General features: G+C 65.6%; 21 protein-coding genes and 1 pseudogene. 12 read left to right on the top strand and 10 right to left on the bottom strand.

Annotation, left to right across the window (positions count from 1 at the left end):
* Window positions 1-15: 15 nt before the first annotated feature.
* The 3 genes from ACX40Y_RS10545 to ACX40Y_RS10535 are packed head-to-tail and all read right to left on the bottom strand — an operon-like array spanning window position 16 to window position 4896.
* Entirely contained in the window at window positions 16-1041 is a 1026-nt protein-coding gene (locus ACX40Y_RS10545) for a hypothetical protein (RefSeq protein ID WP_459119507.1), read from the bottom strand.
* Complete coding sequence (locus tag ACX40Y_RS10540; protein ID WP_459119506.1) at window positions 1041-2219, bottom strand: cytochrome P450; 1179 nt, start codon at window positions 2217-2219, stop codon at window positions 1041-1043. The genes ACX40Y_RS10545 and ACX40Y_RS10540 overlap by 1 nt, the downstream gene beginning before the upstream one ends.
* A 31-nt stretch (window positions 2220-2250) precedes the next feature.
* Window positions 2251-4896, bottom strand: a complete 2646-nt coding sequence (locus tag ACX40Y_RS10535; RefSeq protein WP_459119505.1) for a TonB-dependent receptor domain-containing protein — start codon at window positions 4894-4896, stop codon at window positions 2251-2253.
* A gap of 159 nt (window positions 4897-5055) precedes the next feature.
* Here ACX40Y_RS10535 and ACX40Y_RS10530 point away from each other — a divergent pair, with 159 nt between their 5' ends.
* From ACX40Y_RS10530 to ACX40Y_RS10475, 12 genes and pseudogenes are all read left to right on the top strand, one after another.
* A complete protein-coding gene (locus ACX40Y_RS10530; RefSeq protein ID WP_459119504.1) occupies window positions 5056-6084 on the top strand; it encodes a LacI family DNA-binding transcriptional regulator in 1029 nt (342 codons plus the stop codon).
* A gap of 72 nt (window positions 6085-6156) precedes the next feature.
* Window positions 6157-7143, top strand: a complete 987-nt coding sequence (locus ACX40Y_RS10525; RefSeq protein WP_459119503.1) for an alpha/beta hydrolase — start codon at window positions 6157-6159, stop codon at window positions 7141-7143.
* Window positions 7144-7330: 187 nt separating this feature from the next.
* Window positions 7331-7429: pseudogene (locus tag ACX40Y_RS10520) on the top strand (PEP/pyruvate-binding domain-containing protein); the annotation flags it as partial.
* 45 nt (window positions 7430-7474) lie between these two features.
* A complete protein-coding gene (locus ACX40Y_RS10515) occupies window positions 7475-8020 on the top strand; it encodes a Crp/Fnr family transcriptional regulator (protein WP_459119558.1) in 546 nt (181 codons plus the stop codon).
* 449 nt (window positions 8021-8469) lie between these two features.
* On the top strand, window positions 8470-9021 hold the full coding sequence (locus tag ACX40Y_RS10510) for a hemerythrin domain-containing protein (protein ID WP_459119502.1): 552 nt from the start codon (window positions 8470-8472) through the stop codon (window positions 9019-9021).
* A 446-nt stretch (window positions 9022-9467) separates the two neighbouring features.
* The gene (locus ACX40Y_RS10505; RefSeq protein WP_459119501.1) at window positions 9468-10448 is read left to right on the top strand and encodes a c-type cytochrome; all 981 of its coding nucleotides are present in this window, start codon (window positions 9468-9470) and stop codon (window positions 10446-10448) included.
* Window positions 10445-12961: a cbb3-type cytochrome c oxidase subunit I gene (locus ACX40Y_RS10500; RefSeq protein WP_459119500.1), complete on the top strand. Its 2517-nt coding sequence runs from the start codon at window positions 10445-10447 to the stop codon at window positions 12959-12961. The genes ACX40Y_RS10505 and ACX40Y_RS10500 overlap by 4 nt, the downstream gene beginning before the upstream one ends.
* Window positions 12958-13338 carry a hypothetical protein gene (locus ACX40Y_RS10495; protein ID WP_459119499.1) on the top strand — a complete coding sequence of 127 codons (381 nt, stop codon included), beginning with the start codon at window positions 12958-12960 and terminating at the stop codon, window positions 13336-13338. The genes ACX40Y_RS10500 and ACX40Y_RS10495 overlap by 4 nt, the downstream gene beginning before the upstream one ends.
* Window positions 13335-13925, top strand: a complete 591-nt coding sequence (locus ACX40Y_RS10490) for a cytochrome c oxidase assembly protein (RefSeq protein WP_459119498.1) — start codon at window positions 13335-13337, stop codon at window positions 13923-13925. The genes ACX40Y_RS10495 and ACX40Y_RS10490 overlap by 4 nt, the downstream gene beginning before the upstream one ends.
* The gene (locus ACX40Y_RS10485) at window positions 13922-14959 is read left to right on the top strand and encodes a c-type cytochrome (protein ID WP_459119497.1); all 1038 of its coding nucleotides are present in this window, start codon (window positions 13922-13924) and stop codon (window positions 14957-14959) included. The genes ACX40Y_RS10490 and ACX40Y_RS10485 overlap by 4 nt, the downstream gene beginning before the upstream one ends.
* A 1236-nt stretch (window positions 14960-16195) precedes the next feature.
* Window positions 16196-18931: a TonB-dependent receptor gene (locus ACX40Y_RS10480; RefSeq protein ID WP_459119496.1), complete on the top strand. Its 2736-nt coding sequence runs from the start codon at window positions 16196-16198 to the stop codon at window positions 18929-18931.
* A complete protein-coding gene (locus ACX40Y_RS10475) occupies window positions 18931-20028 on the top strand; it encodes a glycoside hydrolase family 53 protein (RefSeq protein WP_459119495.1) in 1098 nt (365 codons plus the stop codon). The genes ACX40Y_RS10480 and ACX40Y_RS10475 overlap by 1 nt, the downstream gene beginning before the upstream one ends.
* Window positions 20029-20280: 252 nt before the next feature.
* On the opposite strand, the gene ccoS is transcribed toward ACX40Y_RS10475, so the two are convergent.
* The 7 genes from ccoS to ccoO are packed head-to-tail and all read right to left on the bottom strand — an operon-like array spanning window position 20281 to window position 26329.
* Window positions 20281-20445 carry a cbb3-type cytochrome oxidase assembly protein CcoS gene (gene ccoS / locus ACX40Y_RS10470; protein ID WP_459119494.1) on the bottom strand — a complete coding sequence of 55 codons (165 nt, stop codon included), beginning with the start codon at window positions 20443-20445 and terminating at the stop codon, window positions 20281-20283.
* Window positions 20442-22583 carry a heavy metal translocating P-type ATPase gene (locus ACX40Y_RS10465; protein ID WP_459119493.1) on the bottom strand — a complete coding sequence of 714 codons (2142 nt, stop codon included), beginning with the start codon at window positions 22581-22583 and terminating at the stop codon, window positions 20442-20444. The genes ccoS and ACX40Y_RS10465 overlap by 4 nt, the downstream gene beginning before the upstream one ends.
* On the bottom strand, window positions 22580-23038 hold the full coding sequence (locus tag ACX40Y_RS10460; RefSeq protein WP_459119492.1) for a FixH family protein: 459 nt from the start codon (window positions 23036-23038) through the stop codon (window positions 22580-22582). Before ACX40Y_RS10460 ends, ACX40Y_RS10465 begins: the two co-directional genes overlap by 4 nt.
* The gene (ccoG, locus tag ACX40Y_RS10455) at window positions 23035-24507 is read right to left on the bottom strand and encodes a cytochrome c oxidase accessory protein CcoG (RefSeq protein WP_459119491.1); all 1473 of its coding nucleotides are present in this window, start codon (window positions 24505-24507) and stop codon (window positions 23035-23037) included. The genes ACX40Y_RS10460 and ccoG overlap by 4 nt, the downstream gene beginning before the upstream one ends.
* 7 nt (window positions 24508-24514) lie before the next feature.
* Complete coding sequence (ccoP, locus tag ACX40Y_RS10450) at window positions 24515-25441, bottom strand: cytochrome-c oxidase, cbb3-type subunit III (protein WP_459119490.1); 927 nt, start codon at window positions 25439-25441, stop codon at window positions 24515-24517.
* On the bottom strand, window positions 25434-25598 hold the full coding sequence (locus ACX40Y_RS10445; protein ID WP_459119489.1) for a cbb3-type cytochrome c oxidase subunit 3: 165 nt from the start codon (window positions 25596-25598) through the stop codon (window positions 25434-25436). Before ACX40Y_RS10445 ends, ccoP begins: the two co-directional genes overlap by 8 nt.
* Window positions 25595-26329: a cytochrome-c oxidase, cbb3-type subunit II gene (gene ccoO / locus ACX40Y_RS10440; RefSeq protein WP_459119488.1), complete on the bottom strand. Its 735-nt coding sequence runs from the start codon at window positions 26327-26329 to the stop codon at window positions 25595-25597. Before ccoO ends, ACX40Y_RS10445 begins: the two co-directional genes overlap by 4 nt.
* Window positions 26330-26340: the final 11 nt, after the last annotated feature.

Genomic DNA, 26340 nt, shown 5'->3' with positions numbered 1-26340 from the left:
TTTCCCTTCGATAATTCAGATCGCCTCGGCGCGTGCCGCCGCTCGCCGCTGCGACAGGCGCGGCGCGAGCGACAGCAGGACCACCGCACCGATCAGGATGACGGCGCCAGCCAGTTCGGCAGGCCGTGGTGCGGGCAGTCCCCAGATCCAGGCGAGTACGAACGCAGCCATAATCCCGGCCAGCAGCCCGGCGGCCCGCTCCATCGGCACGCAATAGCTGTTTTCGCGCGGATCGAGCAGGATCAGGATCGACAGGACGGCGACGGCCGTCATCGTCACGGCAATGAAGATCAGCGGCAGCAGCACCGGATCGGTCCACACGCCTAGAAATCCGAATTGCAGTTCGCCGGCCTGACTGCCGAAACCTGACGCGGAGATCAGCGCCAGCAGCAACACCGACAGCGGCATGGCGACGACCTTTTCCTCCACGAAATATTTGCGAACCGACGCCCGGCCCTGCCCCTTCGATACCTTCGTCATGATCGCGAGCCGCAGGAAATAGCCGCCAGTGTAGAGCAGCACCGTCAGAATCGCCAAGGGCGGCAGGCCGAGACTGCCGCGATCCCGCAGCGTGACGATCAGCGCCGCCAGCACCATCGCTAGCGCGACCCAACTCCACCACCGCACACGACGGCCGAACAGCAGATCGACCACCGGCGCGATCAACAGGATGTCGCCGCGCATCAGCAGCTGGATGAACGGGATGCTTACGCCCTTAAACGTAAACGACAATGGCACGGTGAACAGCACCAGCGCCGTGCCCACGCCAGAGAGGAAGGTGTAGCGCGTCGGCGCGGGCACACGCACGGCCGCGACCTCGATCGAATGCGCGTCGCGGTGCCAGCCCGACAGCCAGATGAACAGATAGGTGATGACCGTACTGATCATCAGCGTCGCCGGCAACGTCTCGAGCCCGGTCAAAGGCCGCCCGAGCGTCTGGTGCGGAATGCTGGTGATCAGCTTCGTCACCACGATGTTGGGAAGGTAGACGAGCAGATAGAGCAGGACATAACCTTCGAAGCGAAATTCCCGCCGCACCATCAGCCAACCCCTTCAAATTCGATCGGGACAGAGCGCGCGCCGATTTCCGGCATCCGCGTCTGCACCGGTTCGCCCGCCAGGCGAAAGCCCGGCGCGGCGCATAGCAGTTCGTCAAGTGCGACCTGCAGTTCCAGCCGCGCCAGCGCCGCGCCGACACAGCTGTGTGCCCCGCGGCCGAACGCCAGCGATTCCTTCATGTTCGGGCGGTCGAGCCGGAATGTGTCGGCATCGTCGAACACCGCCCCGTCGCGATTGGCCGAGGCATAGACCAGCGCCACCGCCTCCCCCGCCGGAATCGTGCGGCCACCCAGTTCGACGTCGCGCACGGGCGTCCGGGCAAAGCCGCGATAAGGCGTGTAAAGCCGCAGAAACTCCTCCACCGCTGCTGGCACCAGCGAAGGGTCGGCCCGCAAGCGGGCCTGCAGCGCACGATCGCGGCAGAGATGCACGGTCATCGATCCGATCACCACGCTCGGTGCGATGATGCCGACGACCAGCACCTGGCGGATCGTTCCGACGATCATCTCGTCGGGCAGTGGCTCGCCATCGACGCGGGCGGACAGCAGTGCAGTCGTCGCATCGTTGTCTGCGGCCATGGGTGCCGCACGCCGCTCCGCTACGATCGCGCGGGCCATGTCGTACAGGATCGCGCTCGCCTCCTGGGTGGCTGCGACGTCGTTGGCCTGCACCGCGAGGTTATAGCGCCTGCCGATCTCTGTCAGCCGGCCGATCGAGCTGCGATCCAGGTTCATCCAGTGCGCGAAGGTGGCGATGGAAAGGTGCGACGAGAATTCGGCGACGACATCGCCGCCGCCCTTTGCCACCATCGCGCCCAGCAGATCGCGGGAGATTGAACGGATGGCGGGGGCCAGCGCCGCCACCTTCCGTTCGGTGAACAGCGGCGCCAGCGCCCGGCGATAGGGCGTATGCTCCGGCGGGTCGAGGTGCAGCGGCGGCCGCCGACCGGTAAAGGCGACCTTGGGCACGACGTTCTGGACGGACGTGACGAACGTCGTCGCCTCCGCCGCTGCCCTGGCGACGTCCTCATGGCGGGTGAGCGCCCAGAATCCGCCCCAAGCATCGCTGTGCGCGACCGGACACTGCCCCCGCAACCTCGCATAGTCGGCATAGGGGCTGTCGAACGTTTCGGATACGAGGGGGTCGAAATCGGAAGTCATATGCGCTCGTTTCTGCAAAGGGACCGGCTTGTCAGAAACTGACGCCTGCGGAGGCGATCAGCATGCGCGGCAGCGGATTGGCCGACTGAGGATCATAGCCGCCGCTGATGTCGACGAACGGCGGATAACGGTTGAACAGATTGCGCGCCTGGAGCGCCAGCGTGAGACGATCGCCGACCTTCGTGCCGATATAGGCGTCTACCGTGTCATAGGCGCTGACATGCTGCGCCGGGCTGATGGCGGTATTGCTGTATCCCGACAGGTGATTGAGCGTCAGGCGCGCAGTAAACCCTCCCCGCTCGACGCCGAGGTCGCCCTGCAATCGGAATTGCTGCGGGAAGTTGATCGTGCCGAGAACGTCGCTGTAAGCACCACCCGGAACAGACTGGAAGTCATATCGCGTGAAATAGGTGCCTGCCACGCCCGAACTGAGCTTCCATCCCGCCCATTCCCAGGCATAGCTTGCCTGAAAATCGATGCCGCTGACCTTGGCCGCGCCCAGATTCTGGCGTCGACCATCGACGATGAACGCGGGATCGCTCGGCAGCGTACCGTTGATCGGCAACCCGGACCCGGTGAGCGCGGCAACCTGAGCCGGCGTGGGATCGAGCGTAACATAAGCGGCATAGATTGGATCGGTCAGCAGGCTCTGATTGCCAAACAGGGCCTGGATCTGGTTGCGATAGAGGATGTTGAAATAGGTGCTCTCGATCGAAAAACCGGGCAAGAACGAGGGCTGGATCTGCACGCCGGCGGACCAGGTCTTGGCGGTTTCCGGGTCCAGATCGGGATTGCCCCCGCCGATGGCGATCCCGGTAAGGGCGCCGTTGGCACTCGGCAGCGTCTGGGCGTAAAGCCCCGCGCCGCCGGCGCGCTGCGACACTTCGGTGAAGCTCGGCGCGCGGAACGAACGTCCATAGCTGGCACGGAACCGGATATCTTCGACGGGTCGATAGACGATGCCGATCTTCGGGTTCGTCGTCGATCCGAAGTCGCTATATTGTTCATGCCGGGCAGCAAGCGAAAGCGAGAATTCGCGCAAGCCGGCCTGCGAATTCTCGGCACCGAAAATCGGCACGAACAACTCGCCGAACAGCGCCTTCACCGTGCGCGCACCCGAATCGCCGATATGGGCCTGAGCGGCGCTGCTGCCCACTGTCAGGTCGGTGAACGTATATTCGCGGCGATATTCGCCACCGATGGCAAAACGCAGCCTGCCGCCCGGCATTGCGAGCAGCGATCCGCTGAACTGAAGGTTCGCCACGTCCAGGCGGCTGTCGCCACGGATGACGAAGTAATTATCCAGGATCGACGCCAGCGTCGCCGGATTGTTGGCCTCGCCAAAAACGTTGAGCGCGGTTGCCGGGTTGGTGTCTGCCAGGGCGGCAGCCACCGCGCCGCCGTTCACACCGCGCCGATTGTCCGCAACGTCCTTCGATTCGCCGTGCGCATAATAGGCCGTAGCCTGGATATCGCCGAACAGATCGGCTTCCACCCCGCCGGACACGTTCCAAGAATATGCATGAAACGGATTTCGGATCGCGCCGCTTTCAAGATAAGGCGAGTAGGTGACACTGACACCGCTCGCACCCGGCACGGGGCTGACGAAGAACGGATTCGTGCTCGGTACGTTCGCGGTGATCTCCGGCACGCTGGTAGAGATGCCGTCGCGGTACGAGTAGAATCCGTCGGCGAACAGGCGCACCGATCCACTCAGCCGCTGCGACCAGGAGGTCGAGACGCTGACCCGTTGCTGGCTCGGAAACACCGATGCGGCATCACCGTAGAAGCATTTGTTCGACGTGCCGGCAATCAGCGCATCGGCATTGCCGGCAGTAACCCCGCCAGCCGGGATCGCGTAACTGTTTCCGCCGACCGAGATCGTCCCCGGATTGCAAAAGGACGTTCGCAAATCACGGCCCCCCCGTGACCGGTTGTCGTTCTGGTAAAAGGGCAAATCGGAACCGAGCAGGGCGCTGTTGCGGGTATATTCGGCCGCGACGACCCCCCAGCCGCCCTCCCAGCGATGGCCGATGATGCCGCTGAGCTGCTGCTCGTTATACCCACCATCGCCGGTGACGCCGGCACGGCCGCGCAGTTCGACGCCGCTGAAATTGCGGCGCGGCAGGAAATTGACGACGCCCGCCACTGCATCGGAGCCATAGATTGCCGAAGCGCCGTCCGCGACGACCTCGACGCGCTGGATTGCAATCGTCGGGATCACCGACGGGTCGATGACCTGTCCTTGCGTGCCCTGTGCCGGAAGGCGCTTGCCATCATAGAGCAGCAGCGTGGCGGTGTTGCCCAGGCCGCGCAGGTTGATGCCCGCGCTGCGCGTGACGTTGGCTGCGCCGTTCTGCGCGCTGCCGCCAGCCGGATTTGCGCCAAGCGAGACGACCTGGGGCACGCGGCGCAGCAAATCGGCGGCCGACGAGACGGGCTCCTGGGCGATTCGTACTTCGTCGATCGCGATGACGTTGGAGCCGGTGGCATTGACCCCGCGAATGCGAGAGCCGGTGACGACGATCGCCTGTTCCTGGTCATCGGACACCAGATCCTCGACAGCCGAACCACCATCCTGACCTGCAGCCTGCGTTTGCGCCTGCGCCCCAGCCGCGAGCACGAGCGCCCCCGTCGCCACGCCAGCGAGCAGCGCCTTCAGTCCATCCGTTCGCATGCCTTTCATTCGCCTACCCTCCTAATCGGCGGCACCATTGCATTCGGCGTCCGCGCCTCCCGGCCAATCCTCCGCCCGGCTGCTGCACTTGCGCGCATGACAGCCGGCGAGACATCGCTCGTCTCGATATTCCCAATGCAAGCGCTTGCATAGCTTTTTTTGGCGCTCACCTTGCGGCATAGCGTCACGATGACATCCCCCCGCGCGCCCCGGCTTGATGAAGTCGCTGAACTGGCTGGCGTTTCGCCCGCCACGGTATCGCGGTTTCTCAACAATCCCGTGATGGTTGCACCCGCGACCGGCCAGCGCATCCGCAAGGCCATCGAGGAGACCGGCTATCTGCCGAACCTGAACGCCGGCGCGCTCGCGTCGAGCCGGTCGCGGCTCATCAGCGTGCTTGTCCCGGAAATCGCGCAATCGATCTTCAACGATACGGTCGAGGCGATGGTCAACGAACTGGCAGGGGACGGCAACAGCGTGATGCTGTCCATCACCGGTGCCGACAACGAACTGCTCACTCGCCAGATCGATGCAGCCCTGTCCCGCAGAGTTGATGCCATCATCCTGACCGGCCTGGTCACGGATGAGAATACGCGCCAAAAGCTGAGGCGGCAGCGGGCGACCGTCATCGAGACCTGGGCCTTGCCCAGCGATCCGATCGATATCGCCATTGGCTTTTCGCATCATGAAGTTGGCCGTGGCATCGGCCAATTCGTGATGGACCGGGGTTATCGGCGGCCACATCTCGTGGTGCCGCAGACCCCGAGAGCGCTCGAGCGGGCGGCGGGGTTCGAATCGTTCTGGACCGCTGCCGGCAACCCGGGCGCTACCGTAACGCAGGTCCCCGCACCCAGTCATTTCGGCCAGGGGAGGCTGGCCTTTCGCGAGCTGGCGGAACTCCCCGCGCAGCCGGACGTCGTCATCTGCGGCTCCGACTGGATTGCACAGGGACTCATCGTCGAGGCGCAGAGCGCAGGCGTACCGGTGCCGGGGCGGCTTGCCGTGATCGGCTTCGGCAATCTGCGCCTCGCCGGGGATATGCGGCCGACGATCACGTCCGTGGATATCGATGGACGCTTCATCGCCCGCGAAGTGATGCGCGTCCTGAAAGACCGGGCGGAAAATCGCCCGCTGACGCATCGCTCGATCGACGTCCGCTTCAAGGTGATTGCACGCGAAAGCGCGTAAACAGCAAATGAAAGGGCTTGCACGGCAGCGGCGGGTGAACCATCCTTGCGAAATGAGGGTGGAGAGAGTCCCATGAGAAAAGCTGTTCTGACAGGCGCGCTGGCAACGCTGGCGCTTGTATCCAGTGCGTTCGGCGCATCGGCGCAGACCGCACCGGGGCCGGCCGCTTCCGGTCCCGAAGCCGAAATGCAGCGCAATGCGCAGATCCCCGATACGCCGGGATCGGGCCGCTATCCCTCGGTCAAGCTCGCCGATCCCGCCTTCCCCGGTCACACAATCTATCGCCCGCGGAACCTTGATGCGCTTGGTGCGCGCAAGCTGCCGATCCTGCTATGGGGCAATGGGGGCTGTTCTGACGACGGCGCGAGCGCCCGGCTGCATCTGGAGGAGATCGCGTCGCATGGCTATCTCGTCGTCGCGGCAGGTACGATCCGCAGCGGCCCAGGCGCCCCCGTCGCGCCACCTGCGCGCCCCGCCGCGCCGTTGCCGCCAGGCAAGGTGATCCCGCAGGTCGCCACAACCGCTGGCGACGTCCTGGCCGGACTCGATCAGGCGATCGCGGCAGACCGGGACGCGACCAACCCGCTTCATGGAAAAATCGACACGTCGAGAGTCGCGGTGTCCGGCCATAGCTGCGGCGGACTCCAGGCGATCATCGCCGCCGCTGACCCACGTGTAGGTGCCGTCATCATCCACAACAGCGGCATCTTCAAGAACGGCGAAAATCCGATCGTTGGGCTCACCGTCGACAAGTCGATGCTGAACGCCCTGCATACGCCCGTCCTCTACGTGATGGGCGGCCCGTCGGACGTCGCCTATCCGAATGGCATGGACGATTACGCGCAGATCGACGCGGTGCCGGCAGCGATCGTCAATCTGACCGTCGGCCATGGCGGCACCTTCATGCAACCCAATGGCGGGGAAGCTGCTAAGATTGCGTTGAACTGGCTGGACTGGCAGTTGCTGGGTGACGAGGCCGCTGGCCGGATGTTCGTCGGCGGCGACTGCGGCCTGTGTCGAAACGTGGCGGTCCAGATCGAGACAAAGCGCCTCCGTTAACGCACGGTCGGGGCGCAAATCCCCCGCAACCAAAGGTTGGCGCTGAAATGAGACACCGTCCGCATCGTTGCTCGGGGCACGCCCCGAGCAACGATGGCGTGCGTCACCGGAAGTCTGGCACCGCGGCAATTTTGGCACGCCTGGAAGAAATGTTCGCACGCGGACGGGCGCCCCCTTTATCTAGCATTACTTCGGCAGGGCACCTGCCATCATCAAACAGCGTGAAAGGATCAAGCGACAGACCATCGAACATCGGCGCTTGCAACACCGTAAGATCGCCGCCTAACATCAACCCCCAGACGAGGCCCGCACTCCGCTAATCTAAGCCGCAATCTGCGCCAAATGTTCTGACGACGGACATGCCACAACGTCCGCACGCCACCGGTTTTTCGTCTTGGATGGTTGGTTGGCGCGATCCAAATGCTTGAGGGATGGGCGAAGGCAGATTATCGGCTTCTACCTGCCGGGCGACGTAGTATGTGCAATGGCGACGCGCGACTTGCCGATCGCCACCAGCGTTGCTGCGGTAGACGAGGTGGTATTATGTCCCGCGCCCGAAGATCCTGATTTCATGAAAATGTACGCAAATGCCGCGGAGCTTGATCAATCGTACCTATACCGGCAGGTGGTACGGCTCGGACGGATGAGCGCGTTCGAGCGCGTCAGTGACTGGATGCTGGAGATGCGGGACCGCTTGCTGCTGGCCGGCATGGCGCAACCGAACTGCTTTCGCTCGCCTATCACCCAAGAATTACTTGGCGACATTCTGGGCCTCACCGTCCATGTAAATCGGACCTTGAAATCGCTTCGAGAGGCGCGTGTGCTGACGTGGCGGTCTGGCAATGTCCGGCTTTTTGAAAACGAAGCAACAAGCTGACGCGGCATGGCAAGCGCCAGTAGTTCGCAACTTTCGGCTGAGACTTTCACGGTTGGGCCGCATACCCCCTGATACTACGCCGGCTCGGCGATCTTCGACAATCTCGATGAGCACCAGAGGCGGGCAACATCGCTGTACCGTCGGTCTGCTCAGCAACAGTCGCGGCAAGCGACAGGCTGGGGCGCGAAAGGTCGACGTGGGCGTCGATCTCCGCGGCTTGGCACATAGCCCATAGACCAAGCTGCTTTCGATCTGGGGCCTGAATCGCTGACCCCGTCCGATTGCAACCTGCAGCAAGCGCTCAGCCATCTCGGCCAGTCCCACGCTCGCGCCGACCCAGCCCCCAACACGCCAAGCAACACTCTGCGACACGTGATTGTGAATCGCAACTGGAACATGGCGGAAATGCAGCCGCTTAACCGCAAGCGACCCAAAACTGGAGCACTCTCATGTCAATACTCGACCAAGCCATTGCTGCCATCTCGCCGCCAGAAACTGAGCAGGATCGTCTCGAAGCGACTGCGAAGGCCGAAGCCCTGGCGAGGCCCGGCGACTGGCTATCGCGGATCCTCGGCCACCACCGGGAGATCGAAGCCCAGTTCGAGCGCTTGCGCAGCGCTGCGCCGGACACCCGCCTGACAGAGCAGAAGCAGCTGGCGTTGCTCCTTACCGCGCATTCCATTGCCGAAGAAGTTTCGGTCTATCCCGCTCTGGCCGCCGATCATCAGGTTGGTCACGCCGAACTTGCCTATCAAGAACAGTCGGCCGCCAAAATGGAGCTTGGCCTACTTGAGCGGCTTGATCCCTCGAGCCAAGATTATCACGACAAGCTCGAGCACATCCGAGGGGCGGTGCTCCATCACATCTATTCCGAAGAGGGCACTTGGTACCCGAAACTGGCGAAGTCTGCGCAAGCGGCCGACCAGGAGCGCGCTACAACGCGGTACGCCCAAGAATATGCCCGCTACATGGGCGAAGGCAAACCGCTTTTTGCCCAATAACCTACGGCGGAGGCGGTCTTCGCCGCCTCCGCCCTTGCTGTTACACCGACGCGCACCGGCCAGACCCGTTCCACCCTCTACCGCAAAGTGGAACACCCGGAGCAGCAATCGCTGCATGGGGTCGCGGGAATCCGCCATCGCCGAATGGCTGAATGCTCTCAAGAAATAGGCGAATGCTGTTCGCCCAAGAGGCAAACGGCACCGCAAACGCCAGCGAAGCTGGCGATACTTGTAGGGTGAACCGTTGCGAGCCATCGAGAAAATCTCGTGGCTCCACCGTTTCACCTTGCCTCTCCTATAGCCGAAGAACAAACACTGAGCAGCCCATAGCGAAGCTCCTCTTCAACCGGTGGAACACGTCGCACAGGGGCGGGGGCAAAAAATAATTACAAGAAAATTTAGGCATTTGGTGGACGCGCTGGGGGCCCGTGGGGTAGGTCGCCGGCATGCAAGCCGGGACCAGCAGGCGAAGAAGGCTGGCGATCGTCCTCTGGGCGATGGCGTCGGCAGGCTGTAACCGCCGCCAATCGGTTTTCGGCGCTTTCGGCGAGGAAGCGGCGGGCATCAACCACATCACCCTGGTAATGGTGGCGGGCGGCGTGATTGTCGCCGCCGCGGTTGCCGCATTGATGGCGTGGGCGGTGCGGGCGCGGCCGGGGGCGCTCAGCCTGCGCGCCGGCGAGCGGCTGATCCTGATCGCGGGCGGGCTGGTGCCGGCGCTGTCGCTGGCGGCGCTGCTCCTGTTCGCGCTTCCCTATATGCGGCCCCGCCCGGTTGCTCCCGCCGATCTGCGGATCGATGTGACCGGCGAGCAATTCTGGTGGCGCGTCGCCTATCGGCCGGCGGGGGGCGCAGCCGTGACGAGCGCGAACGAGATCCGCGTTCCGGTCGGCCGCACCGTGTTGTTCCGGCTGGCGGGCGGCGATGTGGTCCACAGCTTCTGGATCCCCGGCCTGGCCGGCAAGATGGACATGATCCCAGGGCGGATCAACGAACTGCCGGTGCGCGCCACGCGGGCGGGGCGTTTCCGTGGCCAATGTGCGGAGTTCTGCGGCCTCTCCCATGCCCTGATGGCGTTCGACGTGGTGGCGATGGCGCCCGAGGATTTCGACCGCTGGCTGGCTTCGGAACGGGGGCCGGCGCCTGCAAGTGCCGGGCCCGGGGCGGGCCTGTTCCTGCGCCATGGCTGTGGCGGTTGCCACACGATCCGCGGCACCGGCGCCACCGGCACGATAGGCCCGGACCTGACCCATCTCGCCCGCCGCACGACGGTCGGCGCGGGCACGCTGCCCAATAGCGAGGCGGCGCGGCTCCGCTTTATTCGCGCGCCGTCCAGCGTGAAGCCGGGTGCGCGCATGCCGGCCTATCCGCACTTGCCCGAAACCGAGGCCCGCGCGATCGCGCGCTATCTGGGAAGCTTGCAATGAGCCTGCACGCGCAAGACGATCCGGAACTGCGCCGGGCACAGGAAGCGCGGCTGCGCGCCGTATGGGCGCCGCCCAAGGGCATTTTCCTGCGCTGGAGCGACACCAACAACGATTCGGTCGGCCCCTGGTACACGGCGACGGCGTTCGCCTTCATGCTGTTCGCCGGCGTGCTCGCGCTGATCATGCGCACCCAGCTGGCGGTGCCCGAGAACGACCTCGTCTCCGCCAACACCTTCAACCAGCTGTTCACGCTGCACGGCTCGGCGATGATGTTCCTGTTCGCGGTGCCGATGTTCGAGGCGGTCTCGATCATCCTGCTGCCGCAGTTGCTCGGCGCGCGCGACCTGCCGTTCCCGCGCCTCTCCGCCTTCGGCTATTGGAGCTTCCTGATCGGCGGCGTGTTCGTGCTCGGCTCGATCTTCTTCAACGCCGCGCCCGATGGCGGCTGGTTCATGTACCCGCCGCTCACCACCCGCACCGATCTGTCGGGTCTGGGCGCCGATATCTGGATGCTCGGCCTGTCGTTCATCGAAGTCTCGTCCGTCGCGGCGGCGGTGGAACTGATCGTCGGCGTGCTCAAGTGCCGACCGCCGGGCATGCGGCTGAACCTGATGCCGCTTTATGCCTGGTACATCCTGGTCGTCGCGGTGATGATCCTGTTCGCCTTTCCGCCGCTGATCGCCGGCGACCTGCTGTTCGAAATGGAGCGGCTGCTCGGCTGGCCGTTCTTCGATGCCGCCCGCGGCGGCGATCCGCTGCTGTGGCAGCACCTGTTCTGGATCTTCGGGCATCCCGAAGTCTATGTGATCTTCCTGCCCTCGATCGCGCTGTTCGCGATGCTGATTCCCACCTTCGCCCAGCGGCACCTGCTCGGCTATCCCTATATCGTGCTGGCGGCGGTGGGCACTGCGTTCCTCAGCTTCGGGCTGTGGGTGCACCATATGTTCGCGACCGGGCTGCCCAAGATCAGCCTCGCCTTCTTCTCGGCGGCCAGCCAGGCGGTGGTGATTCCCACCGGCATCCAGATCTTCGCCTTCATCGCGACGCTGGCGGCGGGGCGGGTGATCTTCTCGACGCCCTTGCTCTATGCCACCGGCAGCCTCGCCATCTTCGTGATCGGCGGGCTGACCGGCGTGATGGTGGCGATCGTGCCGTTCGACTGGCAGGCGCACGATACCTATTTCGTCGTCGCGCACCTCCATTATGTGCTGATCGGCGGCACGCTGATGCCGCTGTTCGCGGGCCTCTATTATTACTGGCCGCTGGTGACCGGGAAGCAGCTGAGCGACAGGATCGGCCGCACCGCCTTCTGGATCCTGTTCGCCGGCGCCAACCTCACCTTCTTCCCGATGCACCTTTCCGGCCTGATGGGGATGCCGCGCCGGGTGTTCACCTATCCCGCCGAGCTGGGGCTGGGCGGGCTCAACCTCGCCTCGACGATCGGCGCGTTCCTGTTCGCCTCCGGCGTGCTGCTGATCGTGATCGACCTGCTGCGTTCGCCCTGGCGGCCGCTGGCGCCGCGCAACCCGTGGAACGCCGGCACGCTCGAATGGCTGGCGACGCCCAAGGGCGAGCATTGGGGCATCCGGTCGATTCCGCTGATCGAGACACGCTATCCGATCTGGGACCAGCCCGATTTCGTGAAGAAGGTGGACGAGGGCCGCTTCTTCCTGCCCGATGCGGAGGAGCGGCGGCGCGAATCGCTGATCACTTCGGTGCTCGATGCGCGGCCGATCGCGGTGATGCGGCTGGCGACGCCCTCGTTCGTGCCGATGGCGACGGCGGTGGCGCTGGGCGGCGTGTTCATCCTTACCACCTATCATCTCTATTGGGCCGCGCTGGTGGCCGGCGTGGTCACGCTGGGCATGGTGCTGTTCTGGCTGTGGCACACGGCGGAAATTCCCGAAAAGCCGTGCAAGCCGATCGGCCATGGCATCGAACTGCCGCTCTACGTCTCGGGCCCGCTGGCGCCGGGCTGGTGGGCGATGTTCATCACCATGATGGCCGACGCCACCGCGTTTTCGGGCCTGGTGTTCGGCTATTATTTCTTCTGGACCGTCCATCCGCATTTCCCGCCGCCGGGCATGTCCGGCCCGGGTGTGTTCTGGCCGATGGTGGCGCTGGCGCTGATGGCGCTGAGTTGGGCGGCGACGCTGGCGGCGCGGGAGACCAACGCTAGCGGCGCGGTGGGCGCGGCGCGGCTGTTGCTCGGTGCAGCCGCGCTGACAGGGCTGGCGGCGATCTTCGCCGGGCTTGCCGGCCCCTGGCTCTCCGCGCTCGACCCGAAGCTGCACAGCTACCCCGCGATCGTCTGGACGCTGGCCGGCTGGACGGTCGCCCATGCGGCGGTGGGGGTGATCGGCCAGCTCTATGCGCTGGCCCGCAGCCTGGCCGGACGGGCGACGCCGACGCATGACGCCGACATTCGCAACGTCACGCTCTACCAGCATTTCCTGCTGTTCACCGCGCTCGTCGCCTGGACGACGCTGGGCCTGTTCCCGGAGCTGCTATGACCTCGCCGCTGCGACAACGGATCCGTGCGCTGCGCGTCACGCTCTGGACGCTGATCGTGCCGCCGACCAGCTGGGCGGCGCATTTCCTGTTTTCCTATCTGTGGGCGGCGGTGCGCTGCGCCAAGACCGGCCGCTATGTCGATGCACCGGCAGTCTTCTGGGGCGGGACGATCGCGGCGCTGCTGGTGATCGTCGCCTCGGGCTGGATCGCCTGGGTGCAATCGCGCACGCCCGGCGACCACCCGCCGCACGAGGCGAGCACCGATATCGATCGGCTGCGCTTCCTTGCCTATGCGACGCTGCTGCTCGCCGGGTTAAGCCTGGTGGGGGTGATCTTCACCGCCGTGCCGGTGCTGTTCCTGCGGGACTGCCGGTGAGGGCCGTGCCGCTCGCGCTGGCGGCCGCGCTGCTCGGCGCTGGCTGGATCGTGGCGGGACAGGGCATGACCGGCCATATGGCCGCGCACATGCTCGCGGTGGCGGTAGCAGCGCCCTGCGTGGCGATCGGCATCGCCGGCACGCGCGCGGATCCGGCGCTGCGACTGCCGCGCGTGGTGACGCCGCTGGCGATGAGCGTGGTGGAGCTGGCGGTGGTGTGGAGCTGGCACCTGCCCGCGCTGCGCGCCGCCGCCGCCCATGCGCCGCTGCTGCTCGCGCTCGAACAGGTGAGTTTCCTCGCCGCCGGCGTGCTGCTGTGGAGCGCGGCGCTGGCGCCGGGGGCGCGAGCGATGGGGATCGGGGCGCTGTTGCTCACCTCGATGCACATGACACTGCTCGGCGCGCTAATCGGCCTGGCACCGCGCCTACTCTACCCGGCCATGGCGCATCGGGCGCCCTGGGGGCTTGCACCGCTCGCCGATCAACAGCTCTCGGGTGCGGTGATGCTGCTGATCGGCGGCGCGGCCTATTTCCTCGGCGGGCTGGGCTTGCTCGGCACGCTGCTGCGGCGGGAGGCGCGGGCATGACGATCCGGATCACCTGTAAGCGCGTGGTGCTGGCGCTGGCCGGCATCCTCGCGCTGGCGCTGGCGGTCGGCTGGTCGGGGGCGGTCAACGTCGCTGCATCGAGCGGGCACTGGCCGATCACCAACTGGTTCCTGCACTGGGTGATGCGCAACTCGGTGGGCACGCGCAGCGCGCTGGAAAGTCCGAAGGCCGCCGCCGACCCGACCGGGCTGGTCAGCGCCGCCGGCCATTTCGCCGCGAGCTGCGCCGCGTGCCACGGCGCGCCAGGCATGCGGCCGCGTGCGGTGTTCCAGGCCGCGACGCCGGCCGCGCCCGACCTTGCCCGCACGGCCGGAGAATGGAGCGACCGCGAACTTTACTGGATCATCGATCATGGCGTGAAGTTCAGCGGCATGCCCGCCTGGCCGGCGCGCGACCGGTCCGACGAGATCCGCCGCATGGTCGCCTTCGTCCGCCGCCTGCCCGCGATGACGCCGGCGGACTATGCGCGGCTGACCGGCGGCGTCGCGGGGATCGCGGGCGCGCCACGGTTCGAGGCCTGTGCCGGCTGCCACGGCGCCGACGGGCGCGGTCGCGGCCAGGGCGACATCCCGGTGCTCGGCGGGCAGAACCCCGCCTATCTCGCCGCAGCGCTGCGCGCCTATCGTGACGGGCACCGGCCCAGCGGCGTCATGGCCAACGCCGCCGCGTTGCTCAGCGATGCCGATGCCGCCGCGCTGGCCGGGCGCTTCGCGGCGATGCCGGGCCTGGGGGCCTCGCCGAAGGGCAGCGACGCCGAAGCCGAGCGCATCGTCTCGCGCGGCTTGCCCGATCGCCAGCTGCCCGCTTGTGCGAGCTGCCACGCACCGGGCAAACCTTATCCCGTGCTGGCGGGCCAGAAGCCTGCCTATCTGGCGGCGCGGCTATGGCAGATGCGCGGCGACGGCAAGAAAGTGGATGCCCGCCAGTCGCAGGCGACGATGCCGGTGATCGCGCGGCGCATTCCCGAAGAAATGGTCGATCGGCTGGCGGCACATCTTGGAGGGGCCCGATAAGAGCGGGCTCAGTATACAGTTGCCGCAGCCGAGTGATTGTTCAATCCATTGGTCCGCTAATCTGACGTCGCGCAGTCAAAAGCTCGTGCCTGTCCGCCGAACGACGGCGCCAGCTTGGCAAAGCAGCACCGGCTTTCAGGAAGCGATCTTATCGAGCAAGTGACTGTTGTACCGACTTGCGACTTCGCTCATCAAAGGCGATCGCGATTGATCGTCATCTCCCGCGGCAACGGCCGTCAAGCGGCGCACCGCCCGGTACTTGCGCCGCAGTGGCGTTCGGCCATGTACCCGCCGGGTGCGGTCCCACCAATTCGCCAAAAATCGTCACGAAGCTCGGCACGCTTTCGTATCTAAGCGCATCGGCCGTGGCCGAATTAATATGGCAGGTTGAGGAGAAGCAGACACTTGATCTCCGATGGCGAATGGCGCGTCGTGGTCGCCAGCTGCCGAACGATCGCGGGACATCTCCGACGTTCGTAGTTGCCCAACGCGATCGCGTTTGTGCTTCGAACCCGATTTACGAAAAGGGGAGTGGGGCGTGACCCCCGGAGCTCACTTTTTGCTGCAGGGCGGTAAATACTTATATTAAGAAGTATATTTCAGCTGATTGGTTTCCCTTCACCGCTCCATTTTCCGGTCTCACGAAATCTCGCAGAGCTTGGCAATCACGGAGATGTAGGGCAATTTCGTTCTAATGGAATTGTCCCGCGCAAGCGCCAGTGCGTTTACGGCCTAAATTCGGACTCACTAGGAACTCGCGACGAGAGGCCTGCACCTGGGCTTTGTCGAGATCACAATTCGCCGGACCAAGACCCACGACAAAGCCGCCGAACTCCCTGAGGCACTGCGCCTCGCGCCCATCGTGGCGCATGCGACCTCGCCCTTAGTGTATGAAACGCGATCGAAACGGGATCGAGCAGAAGCAGTTTCGACACCCTCCCAGACGTAAGTCTGCGTGATGCCCACAAGTGCAACGGCATGCGCGATCCGCTCCCTGATAACGACATCGCCTCTGCGGAGACGACGAGGATCAGATCAAAATAAAGCGCTTCCGCTTAAGGCACAGCCGGGCGGCAGAATGCGTCGCGGTTACGGCCGTCCGCCACCTGAAGGCTGGCACCGCGGCAATTTTGGCACGCATGCAAGAAATGTTCGCGCGCGGGCGGACTCCCCCTTTATCTAGCTTATTTATCATATTATTGGTCCCCTAACAAATCCTAGGGAGAGGGACCGATGATGACCAACCGTGCGGCCAGAGCCGCGGCAAACCTGTTTGCGATCGCGATCGCAGCGCCCGCATGGGCGCAGGCCGATGCACAGCCGCAGGAGGACGCAACGGCACAGGCCAGTGCGGCCGATGAGCGGGATCAGAACGAAATCATCGTCCAGGGTTACCGCGCGTCGCTGCGCACCGCGCTGCAATCGAAGCGCGACGCCGATCGCGTCCAGGAAACGCTCTCGGCGCAGGATCTCGGCAAGCTGCCCGAAGCGTCGATCGCCGAGTCGCTCGCCCGCCTGCCCGGCCTCGCCACCAACCGCGATCGCGGCAACGGCACCCAGATCTCGATCCGCGGCATGGGGCCGAACCTCGTCAATACGCTGCTCAACGGCCGCGAGGTCGTCTCGGCGGAGGCGAACCGCAACATCCGCTATGACGATTACCCGACCGAGCTGCTCAACGGCGCGTTCGTCTATAAATCGCCCACCGCATCACAGGTGGAAGGCGCAATCGCGGGCCAGGTGAACCTGCAGACGGTGCGCCCGCTCGATTTCGGCGAACGCAAGGTTGCGATCAACCTGCGCGCCAGTTACAACGATCTCGCGCCCGACATCGCTGATGCCAAGCCCTGGGGCTATATCGGCAGCATCTCCTATGTCGATCAGTTCTTTGATGACACGCTGGGCATTGCGCTCGGCTATTCGGGCCGCCGCCAGGCGAACGCGACCGCGCGGACCAACGTGTTCCGCTATACCAACAGCTTCGCCGACCTGAACGGCGACGGGAAGGGCGCGGCCGGCAATAGCGGCGCGCAGGACAATATCCCCTATGGCTATGAGGCGCTGGTGCGCGGCGGCGACGATATCCGCCACGGCGCGCTCGCGGCGGTGCAGTGGAATCCGGGCCACGGCCTGTTCGAGCTGAACGGCGATTTCTTCTACAGCCATGTCAAGTTCACCGAAACGCAGCGCGGGCTGCGCGCCGAAGGCTTGCCCTTCGGCAACAGCTTCTCGGACGCGACCGTCGTCGACGGCAACGTCACCGGCATCACCGCCACCAACACCGGCGTCGATTACGGCCTCGACGTGCGCAACGTGAACGAAAGCTTTTTCTTCACCGACGATCTCTATGCCGGCGGGCTGAACGGCAAATGGTCGAAGGACGGCTGGACCGGCATCCTCGACGCGGGCTATTCGACCACGCACCGCAACCAGCAGTTCCTGACGCTGCGCACTGAATTTTCGGCGACCGCGAACGGCTTCACCTTCCAGGATCGCTACGGCTCGACCGGCACCTTCCTGACCACGCCCGGCCAGGCGGCAAGCTTCAGCTTCAACCATTCGCTGACCGACCCCAACGTCAATCGCATTTCCGAATTTCAGATCCCCACCAATGGCGGCGGCGCGCCGCTGATCAACGATCACCTCTGGACGCTGAAGGGTGAGTTGCAGCGTGAGCTGGACAGCGGCTTTGTCCGGCGCATCATCGCCGGCGGCCGCTTCACCGATCGCGCCAAGGATTACACCCAGCGCACCCAATATGGCTTCATCGCCGAGGGCGACCGCGTCGCGATCCCGTCCGACCTGATCAACGGCGTGGTCACCTTCCCCAGTGGCTTCGGCGGCGTGCCGCAAACGCTGTCGATCGATATTCCGGGCGCGATCAGCCGCTATTTCGGCACGCTCGACCCGCAGGAAAGCTTCTATGACCAGTCGTCGAGCTGGGAGGTACGGGAGTCGACGGTCGCGGCCTATGTCCAGGCCGATCTGGAAGGCACGCTTTTCGGCATCCCGGTGACCGGCAATGCCGGCGTCCGCATGGTGCATACCGACACCAACTCGCGCAGCACCCAGATCGACGGCCAGGGCGCGGTTGCCACCGCCACGCCGGTGCGGTTCGACAACGCCTTCACCGATTGGCTGCCCAACCTGAACCTCAATTTCAAGCTGACCGACCAGCTGCAAATGCGCTTCGGCGCCAGCAAGGCGATCGCGCGCGCGCCGCTCGACGATCTCAACGCGGGCGTCGGCGTGTACACAAGCGGCGGCGCGCCATCGGCGACCGGCGGCAACCCGCTGCTCGAACCGTTCCGCGCCAACCAGCTCGACCTGACGTTCGAATGGTATTTCGATCGCGACAGCGCGCTGACGATCTCGGGCTTCTACAAGGATCTCGACACCTTCATCGCCACCCAGACGACCACCCGCAACTTCACCGATGCGGGCGGCAACATTGTCCAGGGTACCTTCACCCAGCCGGTCAACGGTGAAGGCGGCACGATCAAGGGCGTTGAAGTTGCTTTCCAGAAGGCGTTCACCTTCCTGCCCGCGCCGTTCGACGGCTTCGGCACCTATCTCAACTATTCCTATACCGACAGCGACATCACCGTCGAGGAGCGCGACAACGCGATCGGCGCCACGGCGCTGCCCGGCCTGTCAAAGCATGTCGGCAACGCCACGCTTTATTACAGCAAGCACGGGTTCGAGGCGCGAATCGCCTATCGCTACCGCAGCAATTATGCGACCGAGCTGGGCGATACCGATCGCATCCTTTATACCCGCGACGAAGGCGTGCTGGACTTCCAGACCTCGTACAAATTCCAGACCGGGCCGCTGAAGGACGTCGAGCTGCTGTTCCAGGCGAACAACCTGACCGACGAGCCGTTCGAAACCTATTATGGCGATACCCGGCTTCAGGGTCGTTATGAACGGTTCGGTCGCCGTTTCCTCGCCGGCGTGAGCTACAGCTTCTGATGCTGGGCCATCTTCTCGCCGCCGCCGCCCTCGCCGCCGGTTCGCCGGCGGCGCCGGACGACACGCTCTATCTGGGCGCCGATCTCAGCTATGTGAACGAAATGGAGGATTGCGGCGCGGTCTATCGCGATCACGGCAAGCCGGTCGATCCGTTCGAACTGCTGAAGGCGAAGGGCGGCAACATCGTTCGCGTCCGGCTGTGGAACAATCCCGACTGGACCCGCTACAGCAATTACGACGACGTGCTGAAAACGATCCGCCGCGCCCATACGGCGGGGCTGAAGGTGCTGCTCGACTTCCATTATTCGGACGACTGGGCGGACGGCGAGAAGCAGCGCGCGCCGGCGGCCTGGGCCAAGCTGGACACCGATGCGCAGGTGAAGGCGGTATATGGCTACACCCGCGAAATCCTGGACAAGCTCGCCGCGCAGGGCCTGATGCCGGACATGGTGCAGGTCGGCAACGAGACCAACCCCGAACTGATGGGCGGCGTGATCGGCGAACCGATCAATTGGGAACGCAATGCCCGGCTGTTCAACGCAGGGATCGAGGCGGTACGCGACGCCGGAAAGGCCAGCGGCACGCGGCCAAAGGTGATGCTGCACATCGCCCAGCCGGAAAATGTGATGCCCTGGTTCGATCAGGCAACGCTGGCCGGGGTACTCGATTACGACGTGATTGGGATCAGCTATTACCGGAAATGGTCAAAGCTCGGCATCGCCGGGCTCGGCAAGGTGATCGCCGCCGCCAAGGACCGCTATAAGGCGGAGGTGATCGTGGTGGAAACCGCCTATCCCTTCACCAATGACGGCGCCGACAGCGCGCCCAATCTGCTCGGCCCGGACACGCTGATTCCCGGCTATCCGGCGACCCCGGACGGCCAGCGTCGCTATCTGATCGACCTTACCCAGCAGGTGGTGTCGAGCGGCGGCGTCGGGGTGGTCTATTGGGAACCGGCCTGGGTCTCCACGAAGTGCAAGACGCGCTGGGGAACGGGTTCGAACTGGGAAAACGCCGCCTGGTTCGACCTGAAACAGCACGAGGCGCTGCCTGCCTTCGATTTCCTGCGTTACGCATACCGCAGACCCGACAAATGAGGCATCCCGGCGCGCCGGTCCCCCTGCATCGATCCGCTCATTCCTCTTCGCACTCGTGCCGCAGACCGCGCGAGCAGACGGCATGACAGGCATCGGGGCAGTCGCGATCGGGCGCCCTCCCAGGGGCTGGCGGAGAGCGGTGGTCCGGGGAGCAATAACGACCGATGGCAATGCCCGGCGACGGCACGAGCGCGCGGGGCATGCCCGCCGCCAGCATCCCCGCAATCGCCATGCCGGTGGCGGCCAGCCGGATCACCGCCGATCCTCTGGGCCAGCCGCCTCATCCTCGATCAGGATGCGGAGCGCGGCCCCGTCTAGATCGTCGAACTGCCCGCTCGCCGAGGCCCAGAAAAAGGCGCCGAGGCCGAGCAGGCCCAGCAGCAGCGCCACCGGGATCAGCACCGCGACGATGCTCATCGCGCCGCTCCCCGCAGCCGCAAGGCATTGGCCACCACCAGGATCGACGAGCCCGACATCGCCAGCGCCGCGACCAGCGGCGTGACCTGCCCGGCGATCGCGAGCGGTACCGCGAGCAGGTTATAGCCGATCGCCAGCACGAAATTCTGGCGCACCACCGCCATCGTCCGGCGACCGGCCGCAACGGCAACGGGCACCGGCATCAGCCGATCGCCGAAGAACACGATATCGGCGGCCTGACGTCCGACATCGCTCGCGGCCGAAGGCGCCATGCCCACTGAGGCGCATTTAAGCGCCGGGCCGTCGTTGACGCCATCGCCCACCATCAGGACATGGCGGCCCGCCGCTTCGAGTTGCGCCACCGCGTCATGCTTGGCTGCCGGTGACATCTCTGCCCGCGCCGCCAGGCCCAGCCGGTCGGCGAGCGCGCGGACAACCGCCGCCCCGTCCCCGGAAACGAACTGCACGTCGAGCCCGAGTGCCTTGAGTCGCGCCACCGCAGGCCCCGCATCGGCCCGCACTGCGTCGGCAAAGACGATGCAGGCGATTGGCGACGTATCGAAGGCAAAGCAGGTGTGAACGCCGCTCGCGACAGGCAGGCTCGCGCCCGGCGACACCCAGTGCGCCCGGCCAAGCGCGGCCCGACGCCCGTCGACGATCGCCTCGACACCGCTGCCGACAACTTCGCGAAGCTCGCTGAGAATCGCGGGGGCAACACCCTCGGCTTCGAGCATGCGGGCAATGGCGCGGGCATGCGGATGGCGCGTGCCAAGCGCCAGCGCGAGCAGGACGCGCCGCTGGGCGGCGTCGCTCGGCATCCCCGAAACGGGGCGAAGCTGGCCCAGCGTCACCGTGCCGGTCTTGTCCAGCAGCACCGTATCGACCGCCGCCAGCTTTTCGAGCGCGGCGCCGTCGCGGACGAGCACGCCGCGACGCATCAGCGCGCCCGACGCCACGATCTGCGCCACCGGCACCGCCAGGCCCAGCGCGCAGGGGCAGGTGATGATCAGCACAGCCACCGCGATCAGCAGCGCCTGATGCCAGCCCGCACCGGCAACCAGCCAGCCGGCGCAGCTCAGCAGTGCGAGCGAATGCACCGCCGGCGCATAGAGTCGCGATGCCCGATCGGCGATGCGCACGTAGCGCGATTTGTGCTGGCCCGCCGCCTCCATCAGCCGAGCGATGTCGGCGAGCACGGTATCGGTCGCGGCAGCAGTCACGCGCACCGTGAGCGGCGAGGTCAGGTTGATCGTGCCGGCCAGCACGCTGCCGCCAACCGTCACCGGCTCGGGCGCGCTTTCGCCGGTGACGATGCTGCGGTCGATATCGCTGATCCCCGCCTCGACCGTCCCGTCAACCCCGATGCGATCCCCGGCGGGGACGAGCACGCGCATCCCAGGCGCCACATCGGCGACGGCGATGGTGCGGATCTGCCCGTCATCGCCGAGCACGCGCACCTCGTCCGGCAGCTTGCGGAGCAATGCCGCCACGCCGTCCTGCGCGCGCTCGCGCATCACGCTGTCGAGCAGGCGCCCGCCGAGCAGAAAGGCGATCAGCATCACTGCCCCGTCGAAATAGGCGTGCGGCCCCTGCACCACCGTTTCGTAAAGGCTCATCGCACAGGTAAGTGAGATGCCGATGCTGATCGGCACGTCCATGTTGGTGCGGCCCCGCCGCAGGGCGCGCCAGGCGCTCGTGAAGAAGGGGCGCCCCGAATAGGCGATGGCAGGAAGCGCGATCAGCGCCGACAGCCAGTGAAACATCGCCCGTGTCGCGCCATCGGCGCCGGACCAGACCGAGACCGACAACAGCATGACGTTCATCGCCGCAAAGGCGGCGACCGCCAGCGCCCGCGCCAGCCGCTTGCTCTCGCGATCGGGGGGGGCGGCTTCGGCCAGTGCGTGCGCTTCGAAACCGAGCGTGCCGATACCGGCGATCAGCGTGTCGGCATCCAGCGTCACGTCATGGACGACATGGAGCCGCTTGGTGGTGAAATTGACGCGCGCTTCGGACACGCCGGTCATTGCCAGCAGGCCGTGTTCCAGCTTTGCGATGCAGCCGGCACAGCGCAGCCCCTCCACCACCAGGTCGGTGTCGGCGATTTGGCCGGTGGCACGGAACGTGACGGGCGCGTTCACAGCCGCAGATCCTGGACGAACTCGGCGTCGCGCTGCCCCGCGCGCGCATGAATGCGGACGCGCCAGCGCCCTGCGGAAAGCGCGTGCGGCGCGGCATAGCGCCCGTCGCCCAGCGTCGTCAGCGCAATGCTGCGACCAGGCACGCGGCCCAGCGGATGCTCGGCCTCGACGGTGACGATCGCCTGCCGGATCGGGCCGCGTGCGTCGCGCAATGCCACCACAAGCGCGCCGTCCGGCGTACCATGCGCCTCCGCCCGCCAGCCCTGCGCCGCCTGTTCGCGCCCCTCGGCCAGCCAGCGATTGAAATACTGGCTGGCGACATAGCTGTTGTCGACCACGACGCCGCCGAATGTGCGCACCGCGTTCGTGGCCATCACCAGGTTGACCGCGATCACCACACCGAAAAAGCCGATCAGGATGGCGGCCATGTGCCAGCCTGTGAAAGGACGTGTCATGGCCGGTTCTCCGGGCGCTCGAAATAGCTGGTGGTGGCGGCCGTCTCGCCCTGCGGATCGAGCGAGCGAACCGTAAAGCGCAGGTCCGCGCGCTGCGGCCCCGCCTCGGGGGCGGCAACGAACAGATGTTCCTTCGCCACCTTGTCGGCCTCGATGCGGAATCGCACGCTCCTGCCCGCATCCGCCCGGCTGCCGCTCTCGGCCCAGATCACGCCGGGCACGCCGTCGATGCTGACCTCCACGTCGCGCGGCCGCGCCTCGAGATTGCGGATCTTGAGCGCATAGCTGTTACGGATCGATCCGTCGCTCAGCCGCACCCAGAGCGGGTTGCGCGTCTGGAGCACGCTGAGTTCGAGCCGCGTGCGGCCGCCCAGCATCGCGAGCATGCCAAGCCCGATCGCGCACCAGACTGCGAAATAGACGAGTGTTCGCACGCGCAGCAGGCGCTTGAGGGTCGGCGCCGGTGCCTCGCCTGCCTGTTCGGCGCGGGCATCGAGTTCGGTGGTATAGGCAATCAGCTTGGGCGCACGGCCGATGCGGATCATCATGTCGTCACAGGCGTCGATGCACAGACCACAGGTGATGCAGCCGATCTGCGGCCCTTCGCGAATGTCGATCCCGGTCGGGCACACCGCGACACAGGCGTTGCAATCGATACAGTCGCCGGCGGGAATTGGCGCGACCGGCTGCGCCTCGGCGGCCTTGCTGCGCTTGAGGCCGTGGCTGCGCGGCTCGCCGCGCCAGAATTTATAGGTGATGGTCAGCGAACGCTCGTCCATCATCGCGGTCTGGATGCGCGGCCAGGGGCACATGAACTGGCAGACCTGTTCGCGCATCAGTCCGCCGAGCGCATAGGTCGTCGCCGCCAGGATCGCGACCGTGCTATAGGCGACGAGCGGCGCCTGTCCCTGCATCAACTGGCGGGCCAGCGTCGGCGCATCGGCGAAATAGAAGATCCAGGCGCCGCCGGTGAGCACGCCGATCACGATCCAGCTGACATGCTTCGCCACGCGCCGCGCGATCTTGCCCGGCCCCCAGGGCGCGGCCAGCAGGCGCAGCTGGGCGTTGCGGTCGCCGTCGATCATCCGCTCGACATGCTGGAACAGATCGGTCCACACCGTCTGCGGACAGGCATAGCCGCACCAGGCACGGCCGACGGCGGAGGTGACGAGGAACAGGCCGATCGCTGCCATCACCAGCAAACCGGCGACATAATAGAATTCGTGCGGCCAGATTTCGATCGAGAAGAAATAGAAGCGGCGATGCGCAAGATCGACGAGCACCGCCTGGTCGGGCGCGAACGGGCCGCGATGCCAGCGCAGCCACGGCGTGACGTAATAGACCAACAGGGTGAGCGCCATCACCACCCATTTGAAGCGGCGGAACGGCCCCTTGACCGCTTTTGGCAGCACCTTTCGCCGCGCCTCGAACAGATGCGACGAAGGACTGAGGCCAGAGGGCGCGTTCATCGTCGGATCACCGGGGCGGCGCTGCGGCAGGCGCGGTGGCGACCTGCGCCGCCGGCGGGTTCGCCTCGCCACCACCAAGCGAATGGACATAGGCGGCAACCATCTTGATCGCCAGCGGATCGAGCTGCTTTTCCCAAGCCGGCATGATCCCGGCATGCGCATTGGTAATGGTGTCCGTCAGCGACGCACGATCACCCCCATAGAGCCAGATGTGATCGGTGAGATTGGGGGCGCCGAACGCGCGGTTCCCACGTGCGTTGTCGCCGTGGCACATCGCGCAGTTGTTCGCGAACACCGCCGCGCCGCGGCTCGCCGAGGCGCTGGCCGGCTCCTGCTTCGATACCAGCCGGACATAGGAGACGACGTCTTCGACATCCGCAGGCTTCAGGATCTGGTCGCGCCCAAAGGCCGGCATCTGCGACATATGGGTGGCGTCGTCACCCGGCTGGCGGATGCCGTGGGCGATCGTCTGCTGGATCGCGGCAATGTCACCGCCCCACAGCCAGTCGTCGTCATTGAGGTTGGGATAGCCCTTGCTCCCGGCGGCACCGGCACCGTGACAGGCGGCGCAATGCACCTTGAACACCGAACGGCCACCTTCCACCGCTGCGGCCATCAACGCGGGATTGTCGCCCAGCCGCTCGATCGGCGTCGCGGCGAGCGCGCGCATCACCGGGGCGCGGCGATCGCGTTCGGCGGCAAGATCGCGGTCCAGATCGGCATGGCTCGACCAACCGAGCACGCCGCGCGTGGCACCGTTCAGCAGCGGCCATGCCGGATAGGCGATGCAATAGCCGATCGCGAACAGGATCGTTCCATAGAAGATCCACAACCACCAGCGCGGCATCGGCGTGTCGAGTTCCTCGATGCCGTCCCATTCATGGCCGACCGTGCTCGTGCCGGTCTTCTCGTCGATGCGCTTGTTCTCAGCCATCGATAGGATCCTCGTCTTCAAAGATGCTGGTGGCGGCGCGGGCATTGCCACGCGCGGAGCCGGGCAGGAACGGCCAGGCGGCAAGGGTCAAAAAGACCAACGTCATTACGATCAGCCCCCAGCTGTCCGCGAAATGACGAAGCGCGTCGTAGCTCATTTCGCCTTCTCCCGCGCGGCGGCGGCCGCGAAGTCGACCTGGGTGCCGAGCCCCTGGAGATAGGCGACGATCGCATCCATTTCGGTCAGCCGGCCGCGATTGCCGTCGAAGTCGCGCGATTGCGCGCCCGGATAGCGGCGGGCGAGATCGGCCGTGTCGCCATCGCCAAACCCTTGCGTCTGCACGTCCTGCACCGCCTTGGCGACGTCCTCGTCGGTATAGGGGACGCCTTCGGCGCGCAGCGCCTTGAGGTGCGCGGCCATGTCCGCCGCCTTCAGCTCGCGGTCGGCGAGGAAGGCATAGGGCGGCATGATCGATTCCGGCACCACGGCACGCGGATCCTTCAGGTGCTGGACATGCCACTCGTCCGAATAACGGTTGCCGACGCGCGCGAGGTCCGGCCCCGTGCGTTCCGATCCCCATTGGAACGGGTGATCGAACATGCTTTCGGCGGCCAGGCTGTAATGGCCGTAGCGCTCGGTTTCGTCACGGAACGGCCGGATCATCTGGCTATGGCAGTTATAGCAGCCTTCGCGGATATAGATGTTCCGGCCGGCCAGCTCGAGCGGGGTATAGGGGCGAACGCCGTCCACCTTTTCCACCGTCGACTGTATCCAGAACAGCGGCGCGATCTCGACGATGCCGCCGATCGCGACGGTGACCAGCGCGAGTGCCGCCAGCAGCGTCACGTTGCGCTCGATCTTCTTGTGGCCTTGGACGAAGTTGAACATCGTTGGCGTTC

It is taken from the genome of Sphingomonas sp. RS6 (assembly GCF_054489705.1).
Note: the sequence above shows the minus strand (reverse complement) of the source record. Positions and strands in the feature narration are given on the sequence as shown.

What these genes read in the sequence shown, in the direction of transcription:
- ACX40Y_RS10505 (WP_459119501.1), top strand. Translation starts at nt 9,468, where the DNA reads ATGCAAGCCGGGACCAGCAGGCGAAGAAGGCTGGCGATCGTCCTCTGG.
- ACX40Y_RS10480 (WP_459119496.1), top strand. Translation starts at nt 16,196, where the DNA reads ATGACCAACCGTGCGGCCAGAGCCGCGGCAAACCTGTTTGCGATCGCG.
- ACX40Y_RS10545 (WP_459119507.1), bottom strand. Translation starts at nt 1,041, where the DNA reads ATGGTGCGGCGGGAATTTCGCTTCGAAGGTTATGTCCTGCTCTATCTG.
- ACX40Y_RS10510 (WP_459119502.1), top strand. Translation starts at nt 8,470, where the DNA reads ATGTCAATACTCGACCAAGCCATTGCTGCCATCTCGCCGCCAGAAACT.
- ccoO (WP_459119488.1), bottom strand. Translation starts at nt 26,329, where the DNA reads ATGTTCAACTTCGTCCAAGGCCACAAGAAGATCGAGCGCAACGTGACG.
- ccoP (WP_459119490.1), bottom strand. Translation starts at nt 25,441, where the DNA reads ATGGCTGAGAACAAGCGCATCGACGAGAAGACCGGCACGAGCACGGTC.
- ACX40Y_RS10500 (WP_459119500.1), top strand. Translation starts at nt 10,445, where the DNA reads ATGAGCCTGCACGCGCAAGACGATCCGGAACTGCGCCGGGCACAGGAA.
- ACX40Y_RS10525 (WP_459119503.1), top strand. Translation starts at nt 6,157, where the DNA reads ATGAGAAAAGCTGTTCTGACAGGCGCGCTGGCAACGCTGGCGCTTGTA.
- ACX40Y_RS10485 (WP_459119497.1), top strand. Translation starts at nt 13,922, where the DNA reads ATGACGATCCGGATCACCTGTAAGCGCGTGGTGCTGGCGCTGGCCGGC.
- ACX40Y_RS10475 (WP_459119495.1), top strand. Translation starts at nt 18,931, where the DNA reads ATGCTGGGCCATCTTCTCGCCGCCGCCGCCCTCGCCGCCGGTTCGCCG.
- ccoG (WP_459119491.1), bottom strand. Translation starts at nt 24,507, where the DNA reads ATGAACGCGCCCTCTGGCCTCAGTCCTTCGTCGCATCTGTTCGAGGCG.
- ACX40Y_RS10540 (WP_459119506.1), bottom strand. Translation starts at nt 2,219, where the DNA reads ATGACTTCCGATTTCGACCCCCTCGTATCCGAAACGTTCGACAGCCCC.
- ccoS (WP_459119494.1), bottom strand. Translation starts at nt 20,445, where the DNA reads ATGAGCATCGTCGCGGTGCTGATCCCGGTGGCGCTGCTGCTGGGCCTG.
- ACX40Y_RS10495 (WP_459119499.1), top strand. Translation starts at nt 12,958, where the DNA reads ATGACCTCGCCGCTGCGACAACGGATCCGTGCGCTGCGCGTCACGCTC.
- ACX40Y_RS10460 (WP_459119492.1), bottom strand. Translation starts at nt 23,038, where the DNA reads ATGACACGTCCTTTCACAGGCTGGCACATGGCCGCCATCCTGATCGGC.
- ACX40Y_RS10535 (WP_459119505.1), bottom strand. Translation starts at nt 4,896, where the DNA reads ATGCGAACGGATGGACTGAAGGCGCTGCTCGCTGGCGTGGCGACGGGG.
- ACX40Y_RS10445 (WP_459119489.1), bottom strand. Translation starts at nt 25,598, where the DNA reads ATGAGCTACGACGCGCTTCGTCATTTCGCGGACAGCTGGGGGCTGATC.